Origin of the sequence: Leucobacter weissii (genome assembly GCF_017565745.1) — a bacterium.
GTDB classification, from domain to species: domain Bacteria; phylum Actinomycetota; class Actinomycetes; order Actinomycetales; family Microbacteriaceae; genus Leucobacter; species Leucobacter weissii.
On the sequence record NZ_JAGDYM010000001.1, the window covers coordinates 129,796 to 146,782 of the forward strand.

Here is a 16,987-nt window from a genome sequence, read left to right on the forward strand (position 1 = left end):
TCGATGGAACACCAGTTCCAGCGGTCGATGCGGCGATCCCGACCGATTACTCTGCTGCTCGGGATCCTGCTCGCGGCATACCTGCTCATCCCGATGCTCATCGTGATCCCGGCGTCGTTCACCTCCGGCTCCTTTCTGCAGGTGCCGCCGGAGGGGTTCTCCTGGCGCTGGTACCTCGAGGTGCTCGAGGATCGGCGCTGGTTCCAGGCGTTGTTCACCTCGGTCCAAGTCTCGGGCTCGGCCGCGATCGTCGCGACGGTCATCGGTGCGCTCGCCGCGATCGCGCTCTCGCGGAGCTCGAAGGCGGCCAAGGTGCTCCGGCCGTTCTTCTTCCTGCCCATGGTGCTTCCCGTCATCGTCTTCGCGCTGGGCCTGCGCCAGGCGGGCCAGTTCGCCGGCTTCCAGGGTTCGCTCGTCCCGCTGATCATCGGCCAAGCGGTGCTCTGCCTGCCCATCGCCTTCCTCACCCTCTCGAGCGGGATGGTGACCATCGATCCTGCGCTCACAAGAGCCGCGCAGAGCATGGGAGCGAGCTGGTGGCGCACAGTGTGGTCGGTCGAGCTCCCACTGCTGAGGAGAAGCCTCGTGATGGGGTTCATCCTCGCCTTCGCCTTCGGATTCGACGAGGTCGTGCTCGCGCTCTTCCTCGCGCCGCCGGGGCGCAGCACCCTTCCGGCGAAGCTCTACAACGAGGCGACGCAGAACGTGTCCCCGCTGCTCGCGTCGGTCGCCGGCTACGTGATTCTCGTCACCGTCATCGCAGTGGTGATCGTGCTCGTCGCTACAAGAGCGAGCAGCAGGCGCACAGCCCGCCGGCTCGCGGAAGATAAGGAGAAGCAGTGAGTATCGATGTGAAGTTGAAGGACATCTCCCTGACGCTCTCCGACTCGAGGATTCTCGACCGAGTGGGTCTGGATATTCCTGCCGGCTCGTTCGTCACCCTCCTCGGCCCGTCGGGATCGGGGAAGACCACGACGCTGAACGTGCTGGCCGGATTCTTGAAGCCCGACGAGGGGAGTGTGCTCTTCGACGGCCAGGAGGTGGGAAGTCTGCCGCCGGGTGCGCGCCGCCTCGGGATCGTATTTCAGAACTACGCGATCTTCCCGCACATGACGGTGGGGGAGAACGTGGCGTTCCCCCTGCTGGCGCAGAAGTGGAAGGGCGATCGGAAGGCCCGAGTCTCGGAGATGCTCGAACTCGTGAAGCTCGGCGGCTTCGAGAACCGCCGCGCAGCCACGCTGAGCGGCGGACAGCTGCAGCGCGTCGCCCTGGCCCGGGCACTCTCGCCGAACCCGCAGGTGCTCCTGCTCGATGAGCCGCTCTCGGCGCTCGACAAGCAGTTGCGCGAAGCGATGCAGTCCGAGTTGAAGAGCATTCAGCGCGAAGTGGGTGTGACCACGATCAGCGTCACGCACGACCAGTCCGAGGCGCTCTCGATGTCCGATCGCGTCGTGGTGATGAACGGCGGGCGCATCGAGCAGCAGGGGAGCGCCGAGGAGATGTACTGCAAGCCGAGGACGGAGTTCCTCGCGCGCTTCCTCGGCGAGGTCAACCTCTTCGAAGTGAGTGCGAAGGGCGACGCCTCTCCGTTGGCCGAGCGGCTTCCGGGCCGGGCGGGCGAGCTGGTCGTCGTGCGGCCCGAGGACTTCTCCATCGCGGAGCTCGGCGGGATCGGGACGCACGCGTTCCCGGGGCGGGTCGCCCAGGTGCAGTTCCAGGGCGGATCGTGCCGGGTCGAGGCCGTCGTGCCGGGTCGGGATGATCCGATCATCATCCGCACCAACTACGGCGGCCTCGGCACGCTTCTCGAACCCGGCCGGGACATCACCGTGGTCTACGACTTCAGCTACGTGCACACGGTCGCGAAGGGAGGTGCCCCCGCATGAGCGACGGGACGGCCCTGATGCCGAGCACCACGCGGCAGCTGCCTCTGGCGACCCGTGGCGCAGGGGTCTGGATCTGGGACGCCGATGGGAAGGACTATCTCGACGGATCCTCCGGACCCGTCGCCGTGAACCTCGGCGAATGCCACCCCGATGTGGTGGCGGCGCTCGCCGAACAGGCATCGACGCTCTCATTCGCGCATCGGCTCCAGTTCCGCAATCCGCCGGTGGAGCGGCTCGCTCGCGACGTGGTCTCGCTACTGGGGAAGGGTTTCGACCGTGCCATGTTCGTCAGTTCGGGATCCGAGGCGAACGAGCTCGCCCTCAAGCTGGCCTTCATGTACTGGGATGCCCAGGGCCTGCCGGAGAAGACCCGGTTCGTCACCACGACGAACAGCTACCACGGCAGCACGCTGGCCAGTATCCAGATCAGCGGGCAGCCCCGGTACTCGGCGGCGTTCCGGCCGTTGGTCACGGAGAACGAGCGGGTTCGCGCACCGTACCTGCATCGGATCAGAATCGACGAGTCGATCGCCGACCCCGCCCCGATCGTGCTGCAGCGCTTGCGCGAAGACTTCGCCGGGCTCGATCACGAGCACACCGCCGCGATTCTGATCGAGACCGTCGGCGGCGCATCAGCGGCCGCACTGGTGCCGCCCCCGGGCTACTTCGAGCTGCTGCGGGAGTTGTGCGACGAGTATCGGATGCTCTGGATCGCCGACGAGGTCATGTCGGGATTCGGTCGCACCGGCAGGTGGTTCGGTTTCCAGCGCTGGGGGGCCGACCCCGATCTCGTGGTCTTCGCCAAGGGCGTGTCCGGGGGCTACGCCCCGCTCGGCGGCGTCGGTCTTTCTCGAAGAGTCTCGCAGTCGCTGCTCGAGGCGAAGGGGGCGATCTCCGCTGGGCACACCTACTCGAACAACCCGCTCGGGGCGGCAGTCGGTGTCGCGACCCTCGAGGTCATGCACCGTGACGGACTGGTCCTCGCAGCCGACGAGCGCGGTGACATGCTCGGAGACGGGCTGCGCCGGATCAAGGAGCGCAGCGCTTCGATCGTGGATGTGCGCGGAGTCGGACTCATGTGGGGCGTCGAGTTCGGCGATGCCGAGACCGGCCGCCCCCTCCCGAGCAGTGCGGGATTCACACCTCGCTTCGTCGAGTCGTGCGCCGCTGAGGGACTGCTGGTCTATCCGGCCCGCGGAGGAATCGACGGGGTGAGCGGCGATGCCGTGCTGGTGTCGCCCCCCCTGATCATCTCGGAAGCGGAGGTCGTCGAGCTGCTCAACAGGTTCGAGCGGGCGCTGCGACACCTCGAGACCGAGATCTGACACCGAACTACGTCACTCACCAACGAATCGAGGAATCGCATGGAACTCAGGGGCAGGGTCGCCGTCGTCACGGGCGGGGCTCGCGGTCAGGGAGCGGCGCATTCGCGCGCGCTGGCGGAGGCCGGTGCCACGGTCTACGCGCTCGATCTGCTCGAAGCCGAGGGCGAAGCGCTCGCGGCGGACGCCGCAGCGGGCGGTGTGGATCTCCGCTACCGGCATCACGACGTCACCGTCGAGGAGTCATGGCGGGTGCTGGCGAGCGAGATCGAACGCGAGCACGGCGCACTGCAGATCCTCGTGAACAACGCCGGGATCGTGCATTCGGCGTCGATCGCCGATGAGACGGCCGCCGGTTTCGAGACGATTCTGCGGGTCAACGCGACCGGGGTGTTCCTCGGCATGAAGCACCTGTGGGGACTGCTCGCGGTACGAGGCGGAGCGATCGTGAACACCTCTTCGGTGTACGGCCAGGTCAGCGCACCGGGGTATGTCGCCTACACGGCGAGCAAGGCCGCCGTCATCGGCATGACGAAGACCGCGGCTGCCGAGGGGGCGCCGCTCGGAATCCGTGCCAATGCGCTGCTGCCCGGGACCGTGCAGACGGCGCAGCTCGCCGACGAGGACTCCTCGTTCGTGCGACAGTCCACACCGCTCGACCGCGGTGCCGAGCCGGCGGAGCTGGCGGAGGTGGTGCTGTTCCTGGTCAGCGATCGATCCTCGTTCATCACCGGCGAGGAGATTCGGGTGGACGGTGGTTTCAGCGCCGCGGGTTTCACCATCGGGCGCGACTAGGCGAACGCCGACAGCGATTCCAGGGGCCGCTCGCGCGCTCCTGGGCAGGGCAGGCCTCGTCGCGGATGAGGCCGAGAGAACTACGAAGGAGAAGAGAGAACCACATGTCGAAGTACTGCATCATCGGCGCGGGTGCCGCGGGCCTCGCGGCGTTGAAGATTCTGTGCGATCAGGGGTTCGAAGTCGACTGCTTCGAACGCACCGATCGCGTCGGGGGTCACTGGAACACGGACTACGAGGCGCTGCACCTCATCACCTCGCGCAGTCTGAGCGGCTACGACGACTATCCGATGCCCGAGCATTGGCCCAACTTCCCCTCCCGCGACCAACTCGTCGAGTTCTACAACGGTTATGCAGATCGTTTCGGTCTGCGCGAGCGGATCACCTTCGAGACCGAGGTCGTGGAGGTCGCGCCCGCAGAGGGCGACAACGGCCTGGGCGGATGGGCGGTGACCTTCGTCGACGGCAGTACCCGAGCCTACGATGGCGTGCTCATCGCCAACGGGCATCTCTGGGATCCGAAGGTGCCGAGTTATCCGGGCGAGTACACAGGCAAGCAGCTGCACTCGGCCGAGTACCTGAACACCGGGGACATCGAGGGCGATCGCGTGCTCGTGGTGGGCACCGGCAATTCCGGTTGCGACCTGGCCGTGGACGCCGCGCAGCATCGGATCCGCACCTCGGTCTCGGTGCGCCAGGGACATTACTATCAGCCCAAGACCTTCTTCGGAAAGCCCCGCTCGGAGATCGGCTTCCTCGGCGAGCTCTCGCCGAGCGAGTTCGATCTGGCGACGCGCCTGCTCATGCGGGTCACCGTCGGTACGCCCGCGGAGTACGGCCTGCCGATGCCCGAACGGGAGACGCTCGCGGAGAACGCGCCCATCGTCAACGACCTCATGCTCTATTGGATCCAGCACGGGCGTATCGAGGTGCGGCCGGGTATCGAACGCTTCGACGGATTGAACGTCCATTTCACCGATGGCGCGGTGGAGGAGTACAGCACCGTGCTCTGGGCGACCGGGTTCAGTCCGCGCATCCCCTTCCTGGCTCCCGGACTGATTCCCGAGTCCGGCGAGGTGCCGCTGCGCCAGGGAGGGGCCATCGTGCCGGTCGGTTTGGAGAAGCTCTACCTGGTCGGCCTCATCGCGCCGAGGGGAGCTCAGGCTCCCGTCTACCAGATTCAGAGCAGGATCATCGCCCGCGTGCTGAGGCTGCACGAGCGAGGCATGCTGCCGGAAGGCCTCGGTCCGCTGCTCGCCGGTCAGGAACCGGAGGACCGCATCGACATCGTGCGCACCGACTGGTTGGACCAGATAGACGCGACGGAGCGCGTGATTCGGGGCGTCGAAGAGGAGATGGCATGAGCGAGTCGGAGGGGCGAGGAGGGGCGGCCGTGATCACCGGCGCCTCCCGCGGGCTCGGCTTCTCGTGTGCGCAACGATTCCTCGCCGAAGGTTGGAGAGTCGTCGGTCTGGATGTGTCGCCGCCGCCGGCTGATCTTGCCGACCATTCCCGCTTCGAGGGATACCAGGCCGATGTCGCCGATACGGAGGCCGTGGCGGCGGTGTTCCGGCGTTTGGCGGAGGCGGGTGTTCGTCCGGCGGTACTCGTCAATGCAGCGGGCATGTACCCGGCCACCTGTTTCGGGTCGGCGACGATCGAGGACTTCCGTCGGATCTTCGACCTGAACGTCTGGGGCACCGTGAACGTGTCGCAGGCCTTCGTCGAGATCGCGGTCTCTCCGGCGAGCATCGTGAATATCGCTTCGCGAGACGTCTACCGCCCTCCGCTCCATCAGTATCTGTATGCCGCTTCGAAGGCCGCGATCGTCAATCTCACGACCGGCGCGGCGCAGGCGCTGCTCGAGCGGGGTATCCGGGTGAACGCGGTGTCGCCGCCGAACATCGCCACCGAAGCGCTGCGCGCGATCTATGGTGAGATGCCGGTCGACGCCGTCGAGGTGGAGACGATCAGCTCGGTGGTGTGGGAGCTCGCGATCGGCGGGAACATGGGCGCTGTCAACGGCCAGGTCGTCCGGGTTCCCGGGCTCGGCGAGATCGACTACTAGCGGTGGCGTAGATGGAGGAACGACTTCCGCTGTTCGAACCCGAAGGGCTCGATCCCGCTCGGCGGGAACTCTACGATGAGATCATCGGTGGCCCGAGGAGTCGAGGCCCGCAGCATTTCGCCTTGACCGACGAACGGGGCGCGCTGCGCGGTCCGTTCAACGCCTTGCTGCTCGTCCCGGAGCTGGGTCGGTCGGTGCAGCGGCTGGGGGCCGACCTCCGATTTCGCACGAGCCTCAGCGCACGCAGCCGAGAGGCGGCGATCCTGCTCGTGGCCGCGCACTGGGGGTGCGAGTTCGAGCGGGCGGCGCACGAGGCAGTCGGTCGCGCCGCCGGCCTGACCGAACCCGAGTTGCGCGGGCTCGCCGCGGGGGAGGTTCCCGACTTCGCGGACCGCGACGAACGCGCTTGCGCGCGGCTCGCGGCTGCGCTGCTCGACGGCGATGTCGACGACCGGGAGTGGCGCGAACTGGTAGAGGGGATCGGGCTCGAGCGGTTCTTCGAACTCACCGTCCTGGTCGGGTACTACTCGATGCTCGCTCTGCAACTCCGCGTGTTCAGAGTGTGATCGCGCGGCTCGCTCGCCGGTCCCCAGCCCGATATCATCCTTGACCCGGGCGCACTGCCGCTCGGGCGTCCGCGGGAGAGCGGCGATCTACCGTCAGCTCGGTTCTTGATCGGCCGGGCGCGTTCTCGCCCGTGAGGGGAGGGGCGGATCCGCGATCGAGTATACGGTAGAACCCGGTGAGGGACGGGGGAGCCATGGCCGAATCCGCGCGGGGAGTGCTGCTGCGCTTCGCGCCGATGATCTACGGGCCGACGGCGCTCTTCGCGCTCGGCGAGGGCGCGCTGATCCCGCTCATCCCGGTGATCGCCGCGGGGCTCGGCGCCGATATCGCCACCGCGGGCATCATCGCCTCCGCCCTCGTGGTCGGGCAGCTGTGCGGCAATCTGCCCGCGGGCTGGCTGGTGGCCAGGGTCGGAGAGCGCCTCACGATGACCGGGGCCGGGATCCTCGCCCTCGGGGGCGCCGCCGGCCTGGCTCTCGCCGAGCAGCTCTGGGTGCTCGCGGGATCGGTGTTCCTGATCGGGATGTGCGCGGCCGCGTTCGGGCTCGCGCGGCACGCCTTCATGACCACCCGGATCCCGCTTGACTTCCGGGCGCGGGCGCTGTCGCTGCTGGGAGGGGCCTTCCGCCTGGGGATGTTCGCCGGGCCCTTCGTCGGGGCGCTCCTCCTCGGGATCACCGGGTGGGCGGCCGCGGCCGCGTGGTTCTTCGCGGCGTGCCTCCTCGCGTGCGTGGCCCTCGTGCTGCTCGGGCCGGATCCGGAGGCGCGGGCGGGGGCGGAGACGATCGTCGTCCCGCCCCGGCCGGTCGCGGTCGACGTCGCGGATGCCGACGCCGCGGACACCGGCGAGGCGGTGACCGGCGGCATCCCGCTGCCCGGGCGCCGTCCCGCGGGGGTGCTCCGGACGATGATCGCGCACCGCCGGGTGCTGGCGCGGCTCGGGCTGGCGGCAGCCTCGCTCGCGGCGGTGCGGGCGGCCCGCCAGGTGGTGCTGCCGCTCTGGGGCGTCTCGCTCGGGCTCGAGGCGCAGACCATCTCGCTGGTCGTGGGGGTCGCCGGGGCGCTCGATTTCGCCCTGTTCTACGCCAGCGGCCAGGTGATGGACCGTTACGGCAGGCTCTGGGCCGCGCTGCCGGCGATGCTGCTGATGGGCTGCGGGTTCCTCGCGCTGTCGGTGACGCACGAGTCGGGCGACGCGGCGATGTGGTTCGCCCTGTTCGCCGCGGTGATCGGAGTGGGGAACGGGCTCTCGAGCGGGATCCTGCTCACGCTCGGCGCCGATGCGGCGCCGCCGCGCGACCCCGCGCCGTTCCTCGGCTCCTGGCGCACCCTCACCGACGCGGGCGGAGCGTTCGCCCCCGTGCTCTTCTCGGCTATCGCCGCCGTCGCCTCGCTCGGCATCGCGACCGGCGCGATCGGCGTGATCGGACTGCTGGGGGCACTCGGCTTCCTGCGGTGGATCCCGCGCACGAGAGCACGTTGAACGGGTCCGACGCGACCTATCCCCGCTTCTGGCGCAGGCGCGCTTTGACGAAATCGCGTGCGGTGAGCTGGTGCAGACGCTGACCGTAGTCGTTCGCGGTGACTCCCGAGACGAAGACACCGGGATCCACCTCGAGCGCCGTCGCGATGCGCACCAGCGATTCCACGGTCGGGCTGGAAGCGCCGCGCTCGATCTTGCCGATGGTGGTCCAGTTGATCTCGGCGAGCTCTCCCAGGTCTTCGAGGGAGATCCCGAGCTCGTGGCGTGCGGCGCGGATGCGGCGGCCGATCTCGGCGGCCGCGGCGGAATGGATTTTCGGCATTGCTAAAGATTGCTGGCATCATGGCCGATACTCCAGATCCCAGACGCACTGGACGAAATAACGCTGGCTGATAAAGGCTCTCTGCTGAGAGGGCCGTGGCGCCGCACGGGTTTCCCACGGGGACCGAATACACTGGTTCGGTCCGTGATCCGCGGACTTCCCGACCGAAGGATGCCGGCCACACGTGAGTCCAGAAGACCGCCCAGACCGCTTGCGGATCGTGATGGGATGCGACACGTTCGCGCCCGACGTCAACGGAGCGGCTCGATTCGCGGAGCGACTCGCGGCCGGTCTGGTGGAACGGGGGCACGAGGTCCACATCGTGGCCCCCGGCTTGAGCCAGCGGCGGGTGCCGCCGGCGGTCGAGCTGATCGAGGGCCAGGCGATGACCGTGCATCGACTCCCGGCCGTGCGCTGGAAGCCCCACGACTGGCTCCGCTTCGTCTGGCCGTGGCGCGCGAAGCACCACGCCAGACGGGTGCTGAGCGCCGTGAGTCCCGACGCCGTGCACATCCAGTCGCACATCGTCATCGGCCGCGGTCTCTCCAGGATCGCCAAGCAGCGCGGGATCCCCGTGATCGCCACGAACCATGTGATGGCCGAGAACATCCTCGACTTCACCACGATGCCGCCGCTGGTCGACCGGCTGGTCCTCAAACTCGCCTGGGGAGACGCCGAACGCACCTTCAAGATCGCACGCGCGGTCACCACGCCCACGCGCCGAGCCGCGGACTTCCTCGAACGCACGGTCGATGTGCGCGGGGTCATCCCGATCAGCTGCGGCATCGACCGGAGCAACTACCGCCCGGATCCCGGCCCGCGCGCGCAGCGTCGCATGCTCTTCGTCGGGAGGCTCACCAGCGAGAAGCGCGTGGATGTGACGCTCCGAGCTCTCGCTCGACTCGATCCCGGACTCGACGTCCACCTCGACGTCGTCGGCGGCGGCGACCAGGCGAACCACCTCGAGCAGCTGACGAAGCGCCTCGGCCTGCAGGGTCGGGTCGTCTTCCACGGCCGCGTCAGCGAGGACCGCCTCGTCGATCTCTATCGCCGAGCCAGCGTGTTCGTCATCGCCTCGATCGCCGAACTGCAGTCGATCGCGACGCTCGAGGCGATGGCCTCCGGCCTGCCGATCGTCGCCGCGGACGCCGTCGCGCTGCCGCACCTCGTGCGGAACGGCGTCAACGGGTATCTCTTCGAGCCGGACAACGACGCCGAGCTCGCCAGGCGCCTCGACGCGCTGCTCTCCGCCCCGCATGACGAATGGTTGCGCATGCAGCAGGCGTCGCTGGAGGGCGTCCGAGCGCACGACATCACGCGCACCCTCGACACCTTCGAGGCGCTGTATCGCGGGGAGGCGATCCCCGAGTGACTGATCCGGTCGGGATCCGCAGCCGCCGCGGCGGAGCCGTATGCGGCGCCTGAGCCGCGGAGGCGGCGTCTCCGGGCGTCCGACGAGGCTATTCTTCGACGCCAGATACATCAGAACCGATTTCCACGACGGGATCAGCCGTTTCTCGGCGGAACTCGCCGCAGCGGCGGCGGACGCGGCCGGAGACGTCGACGTGGACGTCGTGTTCCTCATCCACGACGAGGAACAGCGGCGGAGACTCCCGTCGGGAGCGCGGACCCTCCGCATCCATTCCCCGACCTCCTGGCGGGAGCCGTTCTCGTCGCTGATCCTCTCCAGGCATCGGCCGGATGTGCTGTTCTCCCCGATGCAGACGATCGGATCGCTGGGGCGGCGGTTCGGCCTGATCCTCACCCTGCACGACACCATCTACTACCGCCATCGCACGCCGCCGCGCGATCTTCCCGGTCTCGTGCGCATCGGCTGGCGCCTGTTCCACCTCAGCTACCTGCCGCAGCGGCTCGTGCTCGATGCGGCGGATCTGGTGGCGACGGTGAGCGAGACGAGCAAGCGGCAGTTCGCCGCGGTCGGGCTGACGAAGCGACCGGTCCTCGTGCTCGCGAATGCGCCGCAGCGTCTCGAGGAACTGCTGCCGACGGGCGTCGGAGCCGCGTCCTCGGCCTCCGGGCGATCGGCGAGGCCGCCGCGCAACATCGTCTACATGGGCTCGTTCATGCCCTACAAGAACGTCGAGACCCTCGTCCTGGCGATGCGGCACCTGCCCGACCACACGCTCCATCTCCTCAGCCGCATCGGCGAGGCGCGTCGTCGCGAACTCGAGGCGATGGTGCCGGACGGCGCGTCGGTCGTGTTCCACGGCGGCGTCAGCGACGAGGAGTACGCCGAGATCCTGAGCGAGCGGGCGCTCCTCGCCACGCTCAGTCTGGATGAAGGGTACGGACTGCCCATAGCCGAGGCGCTGGCGTTCGGGGTGCCGGCCGTGGTGAGCGAGTCGGAGATCTTCCACGAGGTGGCGGGAGAGGGGGCGCTGTACGTGGCTCCGCAGGATCCGGAGGCGTTCGCGGGGGCCGTGCGGTCGCTCGACGACGACGAGCTGCGGGCGCAGGTGGTCGCCGCGGGAACGGCGCACGCCGCGGAGTACAGCTGGGAGAAGTCCGCGACGCGGCTGCTCGCCGCGGTTCGGGATCTCGCCGGAGCGGACTGAGACGTCGTCGCGGGCCGGAGCGCCGGTGCGGACCGGGCCTCAGCGCCCCGTCCGGTTCAGAAGCGCCAGACGACGGCCTGGAATCCGCTCGGGGGAGCCGGAACCCATGCCTCGTCCTTGCTGACGAGGCCGCTGCCCCCGGGGTTGTTGGATTCGATGATCGTGAAGGTGCCGTCGTCGTGCACCTCGGTGATCAGCACGGTATGCACTCCCGTGACCCAGGAGGTGGGGAACTCGATGTGCTCGTACTGCACGATGTCGCCGGGCTGAGCGTCGGCGATGGTGAGGCGCGTGGCGCCCTCGTAATTGTTGACGGGATTCCCGCTGCCGACCCAGGCGCCGTCTCCGGCCTCGATCCAGCGTTTGGCCGACATGATGCACTCGCCCGGCATGCTCCAGCCGGTGGGGCGACTCGTCCCGATCTCGCTCTCCGCGAGTTCGATGGTGGCCTCGACGTCGAAGCCGTGGGGCAGATCGCTGTAGTCGCTCATCTCGGTGAGCGTCTCGAGCGCCACTCCCTCCAGCGGGGAAGTGGTCGTCTTCAGCGACTGCGCGGGGGCGGTGCCGGCATCGGCGGTGCCGGTGCGGAAGGTCTCGATCGGCTTGTCGGCCGCGTTGGCAGGAGCTGCTCCGAAAGCGAAGATCATGGCGGATATCAGAGCCACGATCGTGGGCTTGCCTTGGAGCTGCACTCGCGTCTCTCCCGTTCGTTCGTGTCGCCGTGCGACGGATCCTCTGCGGCCGCGGTTGCAGCGCCGTTGATCATCGTACGTTATCGTTCTGTTACAACTCAAATCCGATGCTTCGAACTCTCAGGAACCGGCACCCGGGTCGCTTTCAGGGTTCCTCGCAGGGTTCCTCCCCGCCGTGCGGCTCGGGGCACGGGTCGGCGGAGTCGGCGACAACCGGCTAAGCTGGTCTCCGTCGGCTTCTCGTCGATGCTGGAGGATTCGCCTAGCGGCCTATGGCGCACGCCTGGAACGCGTGTTGGGTTCACGCCCTCGGGGGTTCAAATCCCCCATCCTCCGCCATGAGGTTGCGGCACTCGCTCGAAGGGCGGGTGCCGCAACCTCTTCCGGTTCCGGGCTACGGCGAGGGGCATCCTCGGGCGGATCCCGCGCGCGGATGCAATTGGGGCGCATCGTGAACCCCTGACGCGAGCCGTGGCTCGGCGGCGCGCGCAGAGCGCCGCCCTGCGTCGAGCGAGCGGCCGGGGCGGACCCCGTCAATCCAGGGATCGCGCAGGACCGAGCAGTACTATCGGGGAAATCACGACCCCGTCGTCGTCCCCCCCCCATTCCCCTGGAGAGTCCTATGGAGCAGAAATCGGTGATGCCGCATGTCGCGCACACTGGCGTCCGCCACGGTTTGCTTCGCCGTTCCAACGCCTGGGCGAACGCCGGCAAGGTGGTCCTCGCGGCGGTACTCACGGTGGCGCTGAGCGGCGCCACGGTGGCCGCGTACGCCGTCTGGGGTCTTCTCGACGGGGTCCAGACCATCATTCTGCCCTCCGGGGAGGATCCGACGGCGGTCAGCGCAGGCGAGCAGACCATCGACGGCGCATTCAGCATCCTGCTCGTCGGCTCCGACTCGCGCGAGGGCCAGAGCATCGACGACGGCGAGCAGGGCGAGCTCAACGACGTCAATCTCCTGCTCCACGTATCCGAGGATCACCAGAACGCGACGATCATGAGTTTCCCGCGCGATCTCATGCTGCCGATCCCGAGCTGCCCGGGCCCCGAGGGCGAAGCCGACTACTATCCGGCGATGAGCGAGCAGCAGCTCAACAGCGCGATGATGTACGGCGGGCTCTCCTGCGTCGTCCGCACCATCGAGAACCTGACGGGCATGGAGATCCCGTACGCCGGGCTCGTCACCTTCGACGGGGTCATCGGAGTCTCCAACGCCATCGGCGGCGTCACGGTGTGCCTGACGGAGCCGATCAACGACACCAAGACCGACCTCGACCTGGCCGCGGGCGAGCACACGCTGAAGGGCAAGGAGGCTCTGCAGTTCCTGCGCACGCGCTACGGGGTCGGCGATGGCAGCGACACCAGCAGGATCAGCAATCAGCAGGTCTTCATGTCCGCGCTCCTCCGCGAACTGCAGAGCAGCGAGACCCTGTCGAATCCGGTCAAGGTGTACGGGCTGGCGAAGGCCGGCGTGGAGAACATGACGCTCTCGAGCAACATGGCCTCGATCGGTTTCATGCAGTCGCTCGCCGGGACGGTGAAGGACATCGATCTCGAACGGGTGAACTTCGTGCAATACCCCACGAGCGCCCACCCCTACCAGGAGGGTCGGCTGACGCCTGACTACGCTGCGGCGCAGACCCTGATCGAGGTCGTTGAGAGCGGTGAGCCCTTCACGGTGAAGACGCGCGGCGAGGGCGTCGTCGATACCACCGAAGAGGATCCCGCCACGACGGAGGAAACGGAGTCGGAGCCGACCGACGTCGAGTCCGACGAGACGGAATCGAGTGGCGACGGCTCGACCGAGAAGAGCCGGAAGAGCGAGAGCTCGTCAGCGGAGACCGAGCTGCCCGACACGGTTCCCGGCCAGAACGCCGCGACGGAGACCTGCTCGGGCGGGCGAACCGTCTTCTGACGGGTGACGATTTCCCGCCTGTTCCGGCGTGGTCTAGGATGGTTTGCGGAGACATGCCGGAGCGGCCGAACGGACTTCACTGCTAATGAAGGGTCGGGCTTAAACTCGACCGGGGGTTCAAATCCCCCTGTCTCCGCCATTCATGGGAGAACCCCCTGCAATCTGCAGGGGGTTCTCCCGCTTCGTAGCGGGCGCGTCACGAGCGCCCCGCCCAGAGCTGCTACTCGCCGCGCAACTCGTCCTTGGCCTCGTTGCGGGCTTTCACGGAATCCCGCTCGGCCTCCGCCTTCTTCACCTCGGCGTCGGCCTTCAGCTCCTCGACCTTGTCCTTGGCCTTGTCCACGCCGTCTTCGACGGCACGACCGACCTTCTTGGCCGCGGCTTCGGCGGTTTCCTTCGCATCGTCCAGGAATCCCATGAGATCCTCCTTCTGCTAGATTGTGGACCTCACATTATCCCCGGGCAATCTGTGATCTCCACCGCTTGCGCAGCGCGCGACCGGCTGGTACAAAGCTTGCGGGTGCGGCCGGCGCGGCGCGCACCGCCGTCACCGGTGCGGCGGAATGGTGAAGCTCGAGAGCCGATCCCCCGCGATCACGAAGATCCCCTCGGATCGGCCGTTGAAGCGCCGGCTCGCCCAATCGAAGCGAGTCGTCACGGTGTCGCCATCGACGTCTGCGCTCAGGATGGTGATGCGGGCGTTCATGCCGATCGCATCCGTGTCCGCCCACGATCGCAGGCCGTCCGGCCCGTGCAGCTCGCGCCCCCAGTCGTCGACCAGGCCGTCCGGGGTGAAGGCATCGACGAATGCGTCGGTATCGGCGGCGTTGATGGCGTCCACGAAGCGCTGCACGGGCGCGGGCAGTGAGGATTCGGCGACCATGAGGTCTCCTTTCGGTGTCGGAGCACGCAGGACCCGCTTCGCAGAGGCGATCTGCTGGAAAGCGGGGATCCTGAGCGGAGGGTAGGGGATGTGGAACCCCGGCCGCGCGCCTCGGGCAGAGCATCGCTCTGCGCGCGCACGCCGCCGGGCCGCCGGCTGCGGCTCGGTGCAGGGTTCTGGGGAATCTCGCACCGCTAGTGATGACTCCCTGCGGAGCAGGGGCCGTCGCGGAGAGTGCGGGATTCGAACCCGCGAGGCAGGGTTACTGCCTGCTTGTTTTCAAGACAAGTTCCTTCGGCCGCTCGGACAACCCTCCGCCTACGATCCTAGCGGTGCGCTTCGAGTCACCGTCCGAGGATCGTGGGGAAGCGATCGCGGAGAGCCGAGGCGAGACCCGCCTCCTCGATCGGCGCCGTCACCCGGCTCGCGGCGGCCCGCACCGTCTCGCCCGCCTGCCCCATCGCGACGGCGTCCCCGTGGCGGCCCGCCCACTCCAGCATCTGGATGTCGTTGTTGCCGTCGCCCGCGGCGAACACCTGAGCGCGCTCGATCCCCAGCCTGGAGCGCACCACTTCGAGCGCGCTCTCCTTCGACACCCCCTCCGGTGCGATGTCGAGCCAGGCGGTGAAGCCGATCGCATAGGTAACCCGCGTCAGGCCCATGGTGTCGACGATCGCGAGGAAGTCCTCAAGCGCGTGATCCGGTGAGACCACGAGCACCCGGGTGGCCGGGGTGGTCGCGAGTTCCTCGAAGGGCACCTGCCGCTGCCGCACCGGCAGGGTTCCGGCGGGGATCTTCTCGGTGTAGAGGAACTCCCCGGCCTCGGTCTCGAGCCCGAAGCGGGCGGTGAGCAGACGGGATCGGATCCGCCGCAGCGCTTCGCTCGCGTCGAACGTCTCGACGTACTCGGTCCGGTAGGCGCGATGGGCGAGGGGATCCCGGCGCAGCGTCACCGCGCCGTTGCAGCAGATCACCCAGCTCGGGCGGATCCGCAGCTGCTCGACGACGGGCAGCGTGGCGTCGACGGCGCGCCCCGTCGCGATGACGATCTCGTGCCCCGCCGCGGCGAGCGAACGGATCGCGTCCGAGACCTCGTCGTCGATGCTGCCGTCGTGATGCACGACGGTGCCGTCGAGATCGAGCGCGACGAGGTGCCGATCCTGCCCGGTGGCCATGTCAGGCGTCCTCGGGGGCGAAGGCCGCGAGACCGCCGAGGTACGGGCGCAGCGCCTCCGGCACGGTCACGCCGCCGTCCGCGCGCTGATGCGTCTCGAGCAGCGCGACGATCCATCGGGTCGTGGCGAGCGTGCCGTTGAGCGTGGCGACCGGCGCGGTCTTCCCGGTCTCGGTGCGGTACCGGGTGGCGAGGCGGCGCGCCTGATAGCCGGTGCAGTTGCTCGTCGAGGTCAGTTCGCGGTAGGTCCCCTGCGTCGGCACCCACGCCTCGATGTCGAACTTGCGCGCAGCGCTCGAGCCGAGATCCCCGGCCGCGACGTCGATCACGCGATAGCTGAGTCCGAGCGACTGGAGCATCTCCTCCTGCCAGGCGACGAGGCGCTCGTGCTCGTGCTCGGCGTCCGCGGGATCCGCGTAGACGAACATCTCGAGCTTGTTGAACTGGTGCACGCGCAGGATCCCGCGCGTGTCCTTGCCGTGGGATCCCGCTTCCCGTCGGTAGCAGGTCGACCAGCCGGCGTAGCGCAACGGCCCGGCGGAGAGGTCGAGGATCTCGTCCGAGTGGTAGCCGGCGAGCGCGACCTCGCTCGTGCCGGTCAGGTACAGGTCGTCGGCGGGCAGGTGGTAGACCTCGTCGGCGTGCTCGCCGAGGAACCCCGTGCCGCGCATCACCTCCGAGCGCACGAGCGTGGGCGTGATCAGCGGCGTGAACCCGTTGCGCAGGGCGTGGTCGAGCGCCAGGTTCATGAGAGCGATCTCGAGTCGGGCGCCGAAGCCGCGCAGGAAGTAGAAGCGCGACCCGGAGACCTTCGCCCCGCGCTGGATGTCGATGGCGCCGAGCAGCTCGCCGAGTTCGACGTGGTCGCGCGGCGGGAAGTCGTACTGCGGGATCTGTCCGTGGGTGCGGAGCGTGACGAACTGCTCCTCGCCCCCGGCGGGCACCCCGTCGATGACGATGTTCTCGATCCGCGAGGCCGCCGTCTCGAACGCGGCCTCGGCCTCCTTCGCTCGGGCCTCGGCGGCTTTGACCTGGCTCGCGAGCTCCTGGGCGCGGGCGATCAGCGCCGGCTTCTCGTCCTTGGGGGCGCTGCGCACCTGCTTGCCGAACTCGTTCTGCTCCGCGCGAAGCGTCTCGAACCCGGTGAGCGCGGCGCGGCGCGCCTCGTCGGCCGCGATGGCCAGGTCCACGGTCTCCGGATCGTTGCCCCGAGCCTCCTGCGAACGTCTGACGGCTTCGGGATTCGAGCGGAGCAGGGCGGGATCGATCACGACCACCAGTCTAGTCGTGTCGCTCGGGGGTAA

At 68.4% G+C, this 16,987-nt stretch carries 17 protein-coding genes and 3 tRNA genes; 13 read left to right on the top strand and 7 right to left on the bottom strand.

All coding sequences use genetic code 11. From position 1 onward, the window contains the following. Positions 1 to 3: 3 nt before the first annotated feature. The 8 genes from J4H92_RS00570 (at position 4) to J4H92_RS00605 (ending at position 8,121) form a co-directional block, all read left to right on the top strand. Positions 4 to 843: an ABC transporter permease gene (locus J4H92_RS00570; protein WP_208095077.1), complete on the top strand. Its 840-nt coding sequence runs from the start codon at positions 4 to 6 to the stop codon at positions 841 to 843. Next, positions 840 to 1,886, top strand: coding sequence for an ATP-binding cassette domain-containing protein (locus tag J4H92_RS00575; protein ID WP_208095078.1), 1,047 nt, complete (start codon positions 840 to 842; stop codon positions 1,884 to 1,886). Before J4H92_RS00570 ends, J4H92_RS00575 begins: the two co-directional genes overlap by 4 nt. Beyond that, the gene (locus J4H92_RS00580) at positions 1,883 to 3,211 is read left to right on the top strand and encodes an aminotransferase family protein (protein ID WP_208095079.1); all 1,329 of its coding nucleotides are present in this window, start codon (positions 1,883 to 1,885) and stop codon (positions 3,209 to 3,211) included. The genes J4H92_RS00575 and J4H92_RS00580 overlap by 4 nt, the downstream gene beginning before the upstream one ends. A gap of 39 nt (positions 3,212 to 3,250) precedes the next feature. Continuing rightward, complete coding sequence (locus tag J4H92_RS00585) at positions 3,251 to 4,003, top strand: SDR family NAD(P)-dependent oxidoreductase (protein WP_208095080.1); 753 nt, start codon at positions 3,251 to 3,253, stop codon at positions 4,001 to 4,003. A 104-nt stretch (positions 4,004 to 4,107) separates the two neighbouring features. After that, on the top strand, positions 4,108 to 5,367 hold the full coding sequence (locus J4H92_RS00590; protein WP_208095081.1) for a flavin-containing monooxygenase: 1,260 nt from the start codon (positions 4,108 to 4,110) through the stop codon (positions 5,365 to 5,367). Then, positions 5,364 to 6,071, top strand: a complete 708-nt coding sequence (locus tag J4H92_RS00595; protein WP_208095082.1) for an SDR family oxidoreductase — start codon at positions 5,364 to 5,366, stop codon at positions 6,069 to 6,071. The genes J4H92_RS00590 and J4H92_RS00595 overlap by 4 nt, the downstream gene beginning before the upstream one ends. A 122-nt stretch (positions 6,072 to 6,193) precedes the next feature. Next, positions 6,194 to 6,637: a carboxymuconolactone decarboxylase family protein gene (locus tag J4H92_RS00600; RefSeq protein WP_208095083.1), complete on the top strand. Its 444-nt coding sequence runs from the start codon at positions 6,194 to 6,196 to the stop codon at positions 6,635 to 6,637. A 194-nt stretch (positions 6,638 to 6,831) separates the two neighbouring features. After that, on the top strand, positions 6,832 to 8,121 hold the full coding sequence (locus tag J4H92_RS00605) for an MFS transporter (RefSeq protein WP_208095084.1): 1,290 nt from the start codon (positions 6,832 to 6,834) through the stop codon (positions 8,119 to 8,121). A 16-nt stretch (positions 8,122 to 8,137) separates the two neighbouring features. Here J4H92_RS00605 and J4H92_RS00610 read toward each other — a convergent pair whose 3' ends face one another. Then, positions 8,138 to 8,443: a helix-turn-helix domain-containing protein gene (locus J4H92_RS00610; protein WP_208095085.1), complete on the bottom strand. Its 306-nt coding sequence runs from the start codon at positions 8,441 to 8,443 to the stop codon at positions 8,138 to 8,140. Positions 8,444 to 8,627: 184 nt separating this feature from the next. On the opposite strand from J4H92_RS00610, the gene J4H92_RS00615 reads away from it, so the two are divergent. Together J4H92_RS00615 and J4H92_RS00620 are read left to right on the top strand one after the other, a co-directional pair. Then, positions 8,628 to 9,815, top strand: coding sequence for a glycosyltransferase (locus tag J4H92_RS00615; protein WP_424960853.1), 1,188 nt, complete (start codon positions 8,628 to 8,630; stop codon positions 9,813 to 9,815). Positions 9,816 to 9,855: 40 nt separating this feature from the next. Beyond that, a complete protein-coding gene (locus J4H92_RS00620; protein WP_208095086.1) occupies positions 9,856 to 11,019 on the top strand; it encodes a glycosyltransferase family 4 protein in 1,164 nt (387 codons plus the stop codon). Between the two features lie 56 nt (positions 11,020 to 11,075). On the opposite strand, the gene J4H92_RS00625 is transcribed toward J4H92_RS00620, so the two are convergent. Then, positions 11,076 to 11,666, bottom strand: a complete 591-nt coding sequence (locus tag J4H92_RS00625; RefSeq protein WP_243751830.1) for a CHAP domain-containing protein — start codon at positions 11,664 to 11,666, stop codon at positions 11,076 to 11,078. Positions 11,667 to 11,962: 296 nt separating this feature from the next. Between J4H92_RS00625 and J4H92_RS00630 the strand changes: the two genes are divergently transcribed. The 3 genes from J4H92_RS00630 to J4H92_RS00640 all read left to right on the top strand — a co-directional run bounded on the left by J4H92_RS00630 (position 11,963) and on the right by J4H92_RS00640 (position 13,765). Continuing rightward, positions 11,963 to 12,050 (top strand) — tRNA-Ser (locus J4H92_RS00630). A gap of 283 nt (positions 12,051 to 12,333) precedes the next feature. Next, complete coding sequence (locus tag J4H92_RS00635) at positions 12,334 to 13,626, top strand: LCP family protein (protein ID WP_243751831.1); 1,293 nt, start codon at positions 12,334 to 12,336, stop codon at positions 13,624 to 13,626. 47 nt (positions 13,627 to 13,673) lie between these two features. Beyond that, positions 13,674 to 13,765, top strand: a tRNA-Ser gene (locus tag J4H92_RS00640). Positions 13,766 to 13,846: 81 nt separating this feature from the next. On the opposite strand, the gene J4H92_RS00645 is transcribed toward J4H92_RS00640, so the two are convergent. The 5 genes from J4H92_RS00645 to serS form a co-directional block, all read right to left on the bottom strand. After that, positions 13,847 to 14,044: a hypothetical protein gene (locus J4H92_RS00645; RefSeq protein ID WP_208095088.1), complete on the bottom strand. Its 198-nt coding sequence runs from the start codon at positions 14,042 to 14,044 to the stop codon at positions 13,847 to 13,849. 129 nt (positions 14,045 to 14,173) lie between these two features. Beyond that, positions 14,174 to 14,509: a nuclear transport factor 2 family protein gene (locus J4H92_RS00650; RefSeq protein WP_208095089.1), complete on the bottom strand. Its 336-nt coding sequence runs from the start codon at positions 14,507 to 14,509 to the stop codon at positions 14,174 to 14,176. A gap of 228 nt (positions 14,510 to 14,737) precedes the next feature. Next, a tRNA-Ser gene (locus tag J4H92_RS00655) sits at positions 14,738 to 14,825 on the bottom strand. Positions 14,826 to 14,853: 28 nt separating this feature from the next. Further along, positions 14,854 to 15,684 (bottom strand): HAD family hydrolase, encoded by an 831-nt coding sequence (locus J4H92_RS00660; RefSeq protein WP_208095090.1) that lies wholly within the window; start codon positions 15,682 to 15,684, stop codon positions 14,854 to 14,856. 1 nt (position 15,685) lies between these two features. Beyond that, positions 15,686 to 16,954: a serine--tRNA ligase gene (serS, locus tag J4H92_RS00665; RefSeq protein WP_208095091.1), complete on the bottom strand. Its 1,269-nt coding sequence runs from the start codon at positions 16,952 to 16,954 to the stop codon at positions 15,686 to 15,688. Positions 16,955 to 16,987: the final 33 nt, after the last annotated feature.

Excerpts from the sequence above, each read along its gene's own strand:
- J4H92_RS00580 (WP_208095079.1), top strand. The coding sequence starts at position 1,883 with ATGAGCGACGGGACGGCCCTGATGCCGAGCACCACGCGGCAGCTGCCT.
- J4H92_RS00625 (WP_243751830.1), bottom strand. The coding sequence starts at position 11,666 with ATGATCTTCGCTTTCGGAGCAGCTCCTGCCAACGCGGCCGACAAGCCG.
- J4H92_RS00650 (WP_208095089.1), bottom strand. The coding sequence starts at position 14,509 with ATGGTCGCCGAATCCTCACTGCCCGCGCCCGTGCAGCGCTTCGTGGAC.
- J4H92_RS00605 (WP_208095084.1), top strand. The coding sequence starts at position 6,832 with ATGGCCGAATCCGCGCGGGGAGTGCTGCTGCGCTTCGCGCCGATGATC.
- J4H92_RS00635 (WP_243751831.1), top strand. The coding sequence starts at position 12,334 with ATGGAGCAGAAATCGGTGATGCCGCATGTCGCGCACACTGGCGTCCGC.
- J4H92_RS00590 (WP_208095081.1), top strand. The coding sequence starts at position 4,108 with ATGTCGAAGTACTGCATCATCGGCGCGGGTGCCGCGGGCCTCGCGGCG.
- J4H92_RS00620 (WP_208095086.1), top strand. The coding sequence starts at position 9,856 with ATGCGGCGCCTGAGCCGCGGAGGCGGCGTCTCCGGGCGTCCGACGAGG.
- J4H92_RS00595 (WP_208095082.1), top strand. The coding sequence starts at position 5,364 with ATGAGCGAGTCGGAGGGGCGAGGAGGGGCGGCCGTGATCACCGGCGCC.
- J4H92_RS00585 (WP_208095080.1), top strand. The coding sequence starts at position 3,251 with ATGGAACTCAGGGGCAGGGTCGCCGTCGTCACGGGCGGGGCTCGCGGT.
- J4H92_RS00660 (WP_208095090.1), bottom strand. The coding sequence starts at position 15,684 with ATGGCCACCGGGCAGGATCGGCACCTCGTCGCGCTCGATCTCGACGGC.
- J4H92_RS00610 (WP_208095085.1), bottom strand. The coding sequence starts at position 8,443 with ATGCCGAAAATCCATTCCGCCGCGGCCGCCGAGATCGGCCGCCGCATC.
- J4H92_RS00570 (WP_208095077.1), top strand. The coding sequence starts at position 4 with ATGGAACACCAGTTCCAGCGGTCGATGCGGCGATCCCGACCGATTACT.
- J4H92_RS00645 (WP_208095088.1), bottom strand. The coding sequence starts at position 14,044 with ATGGGATTCCTGGACGATGCGAAGGAAACCGCCGAAGCCGCGGCCAAG.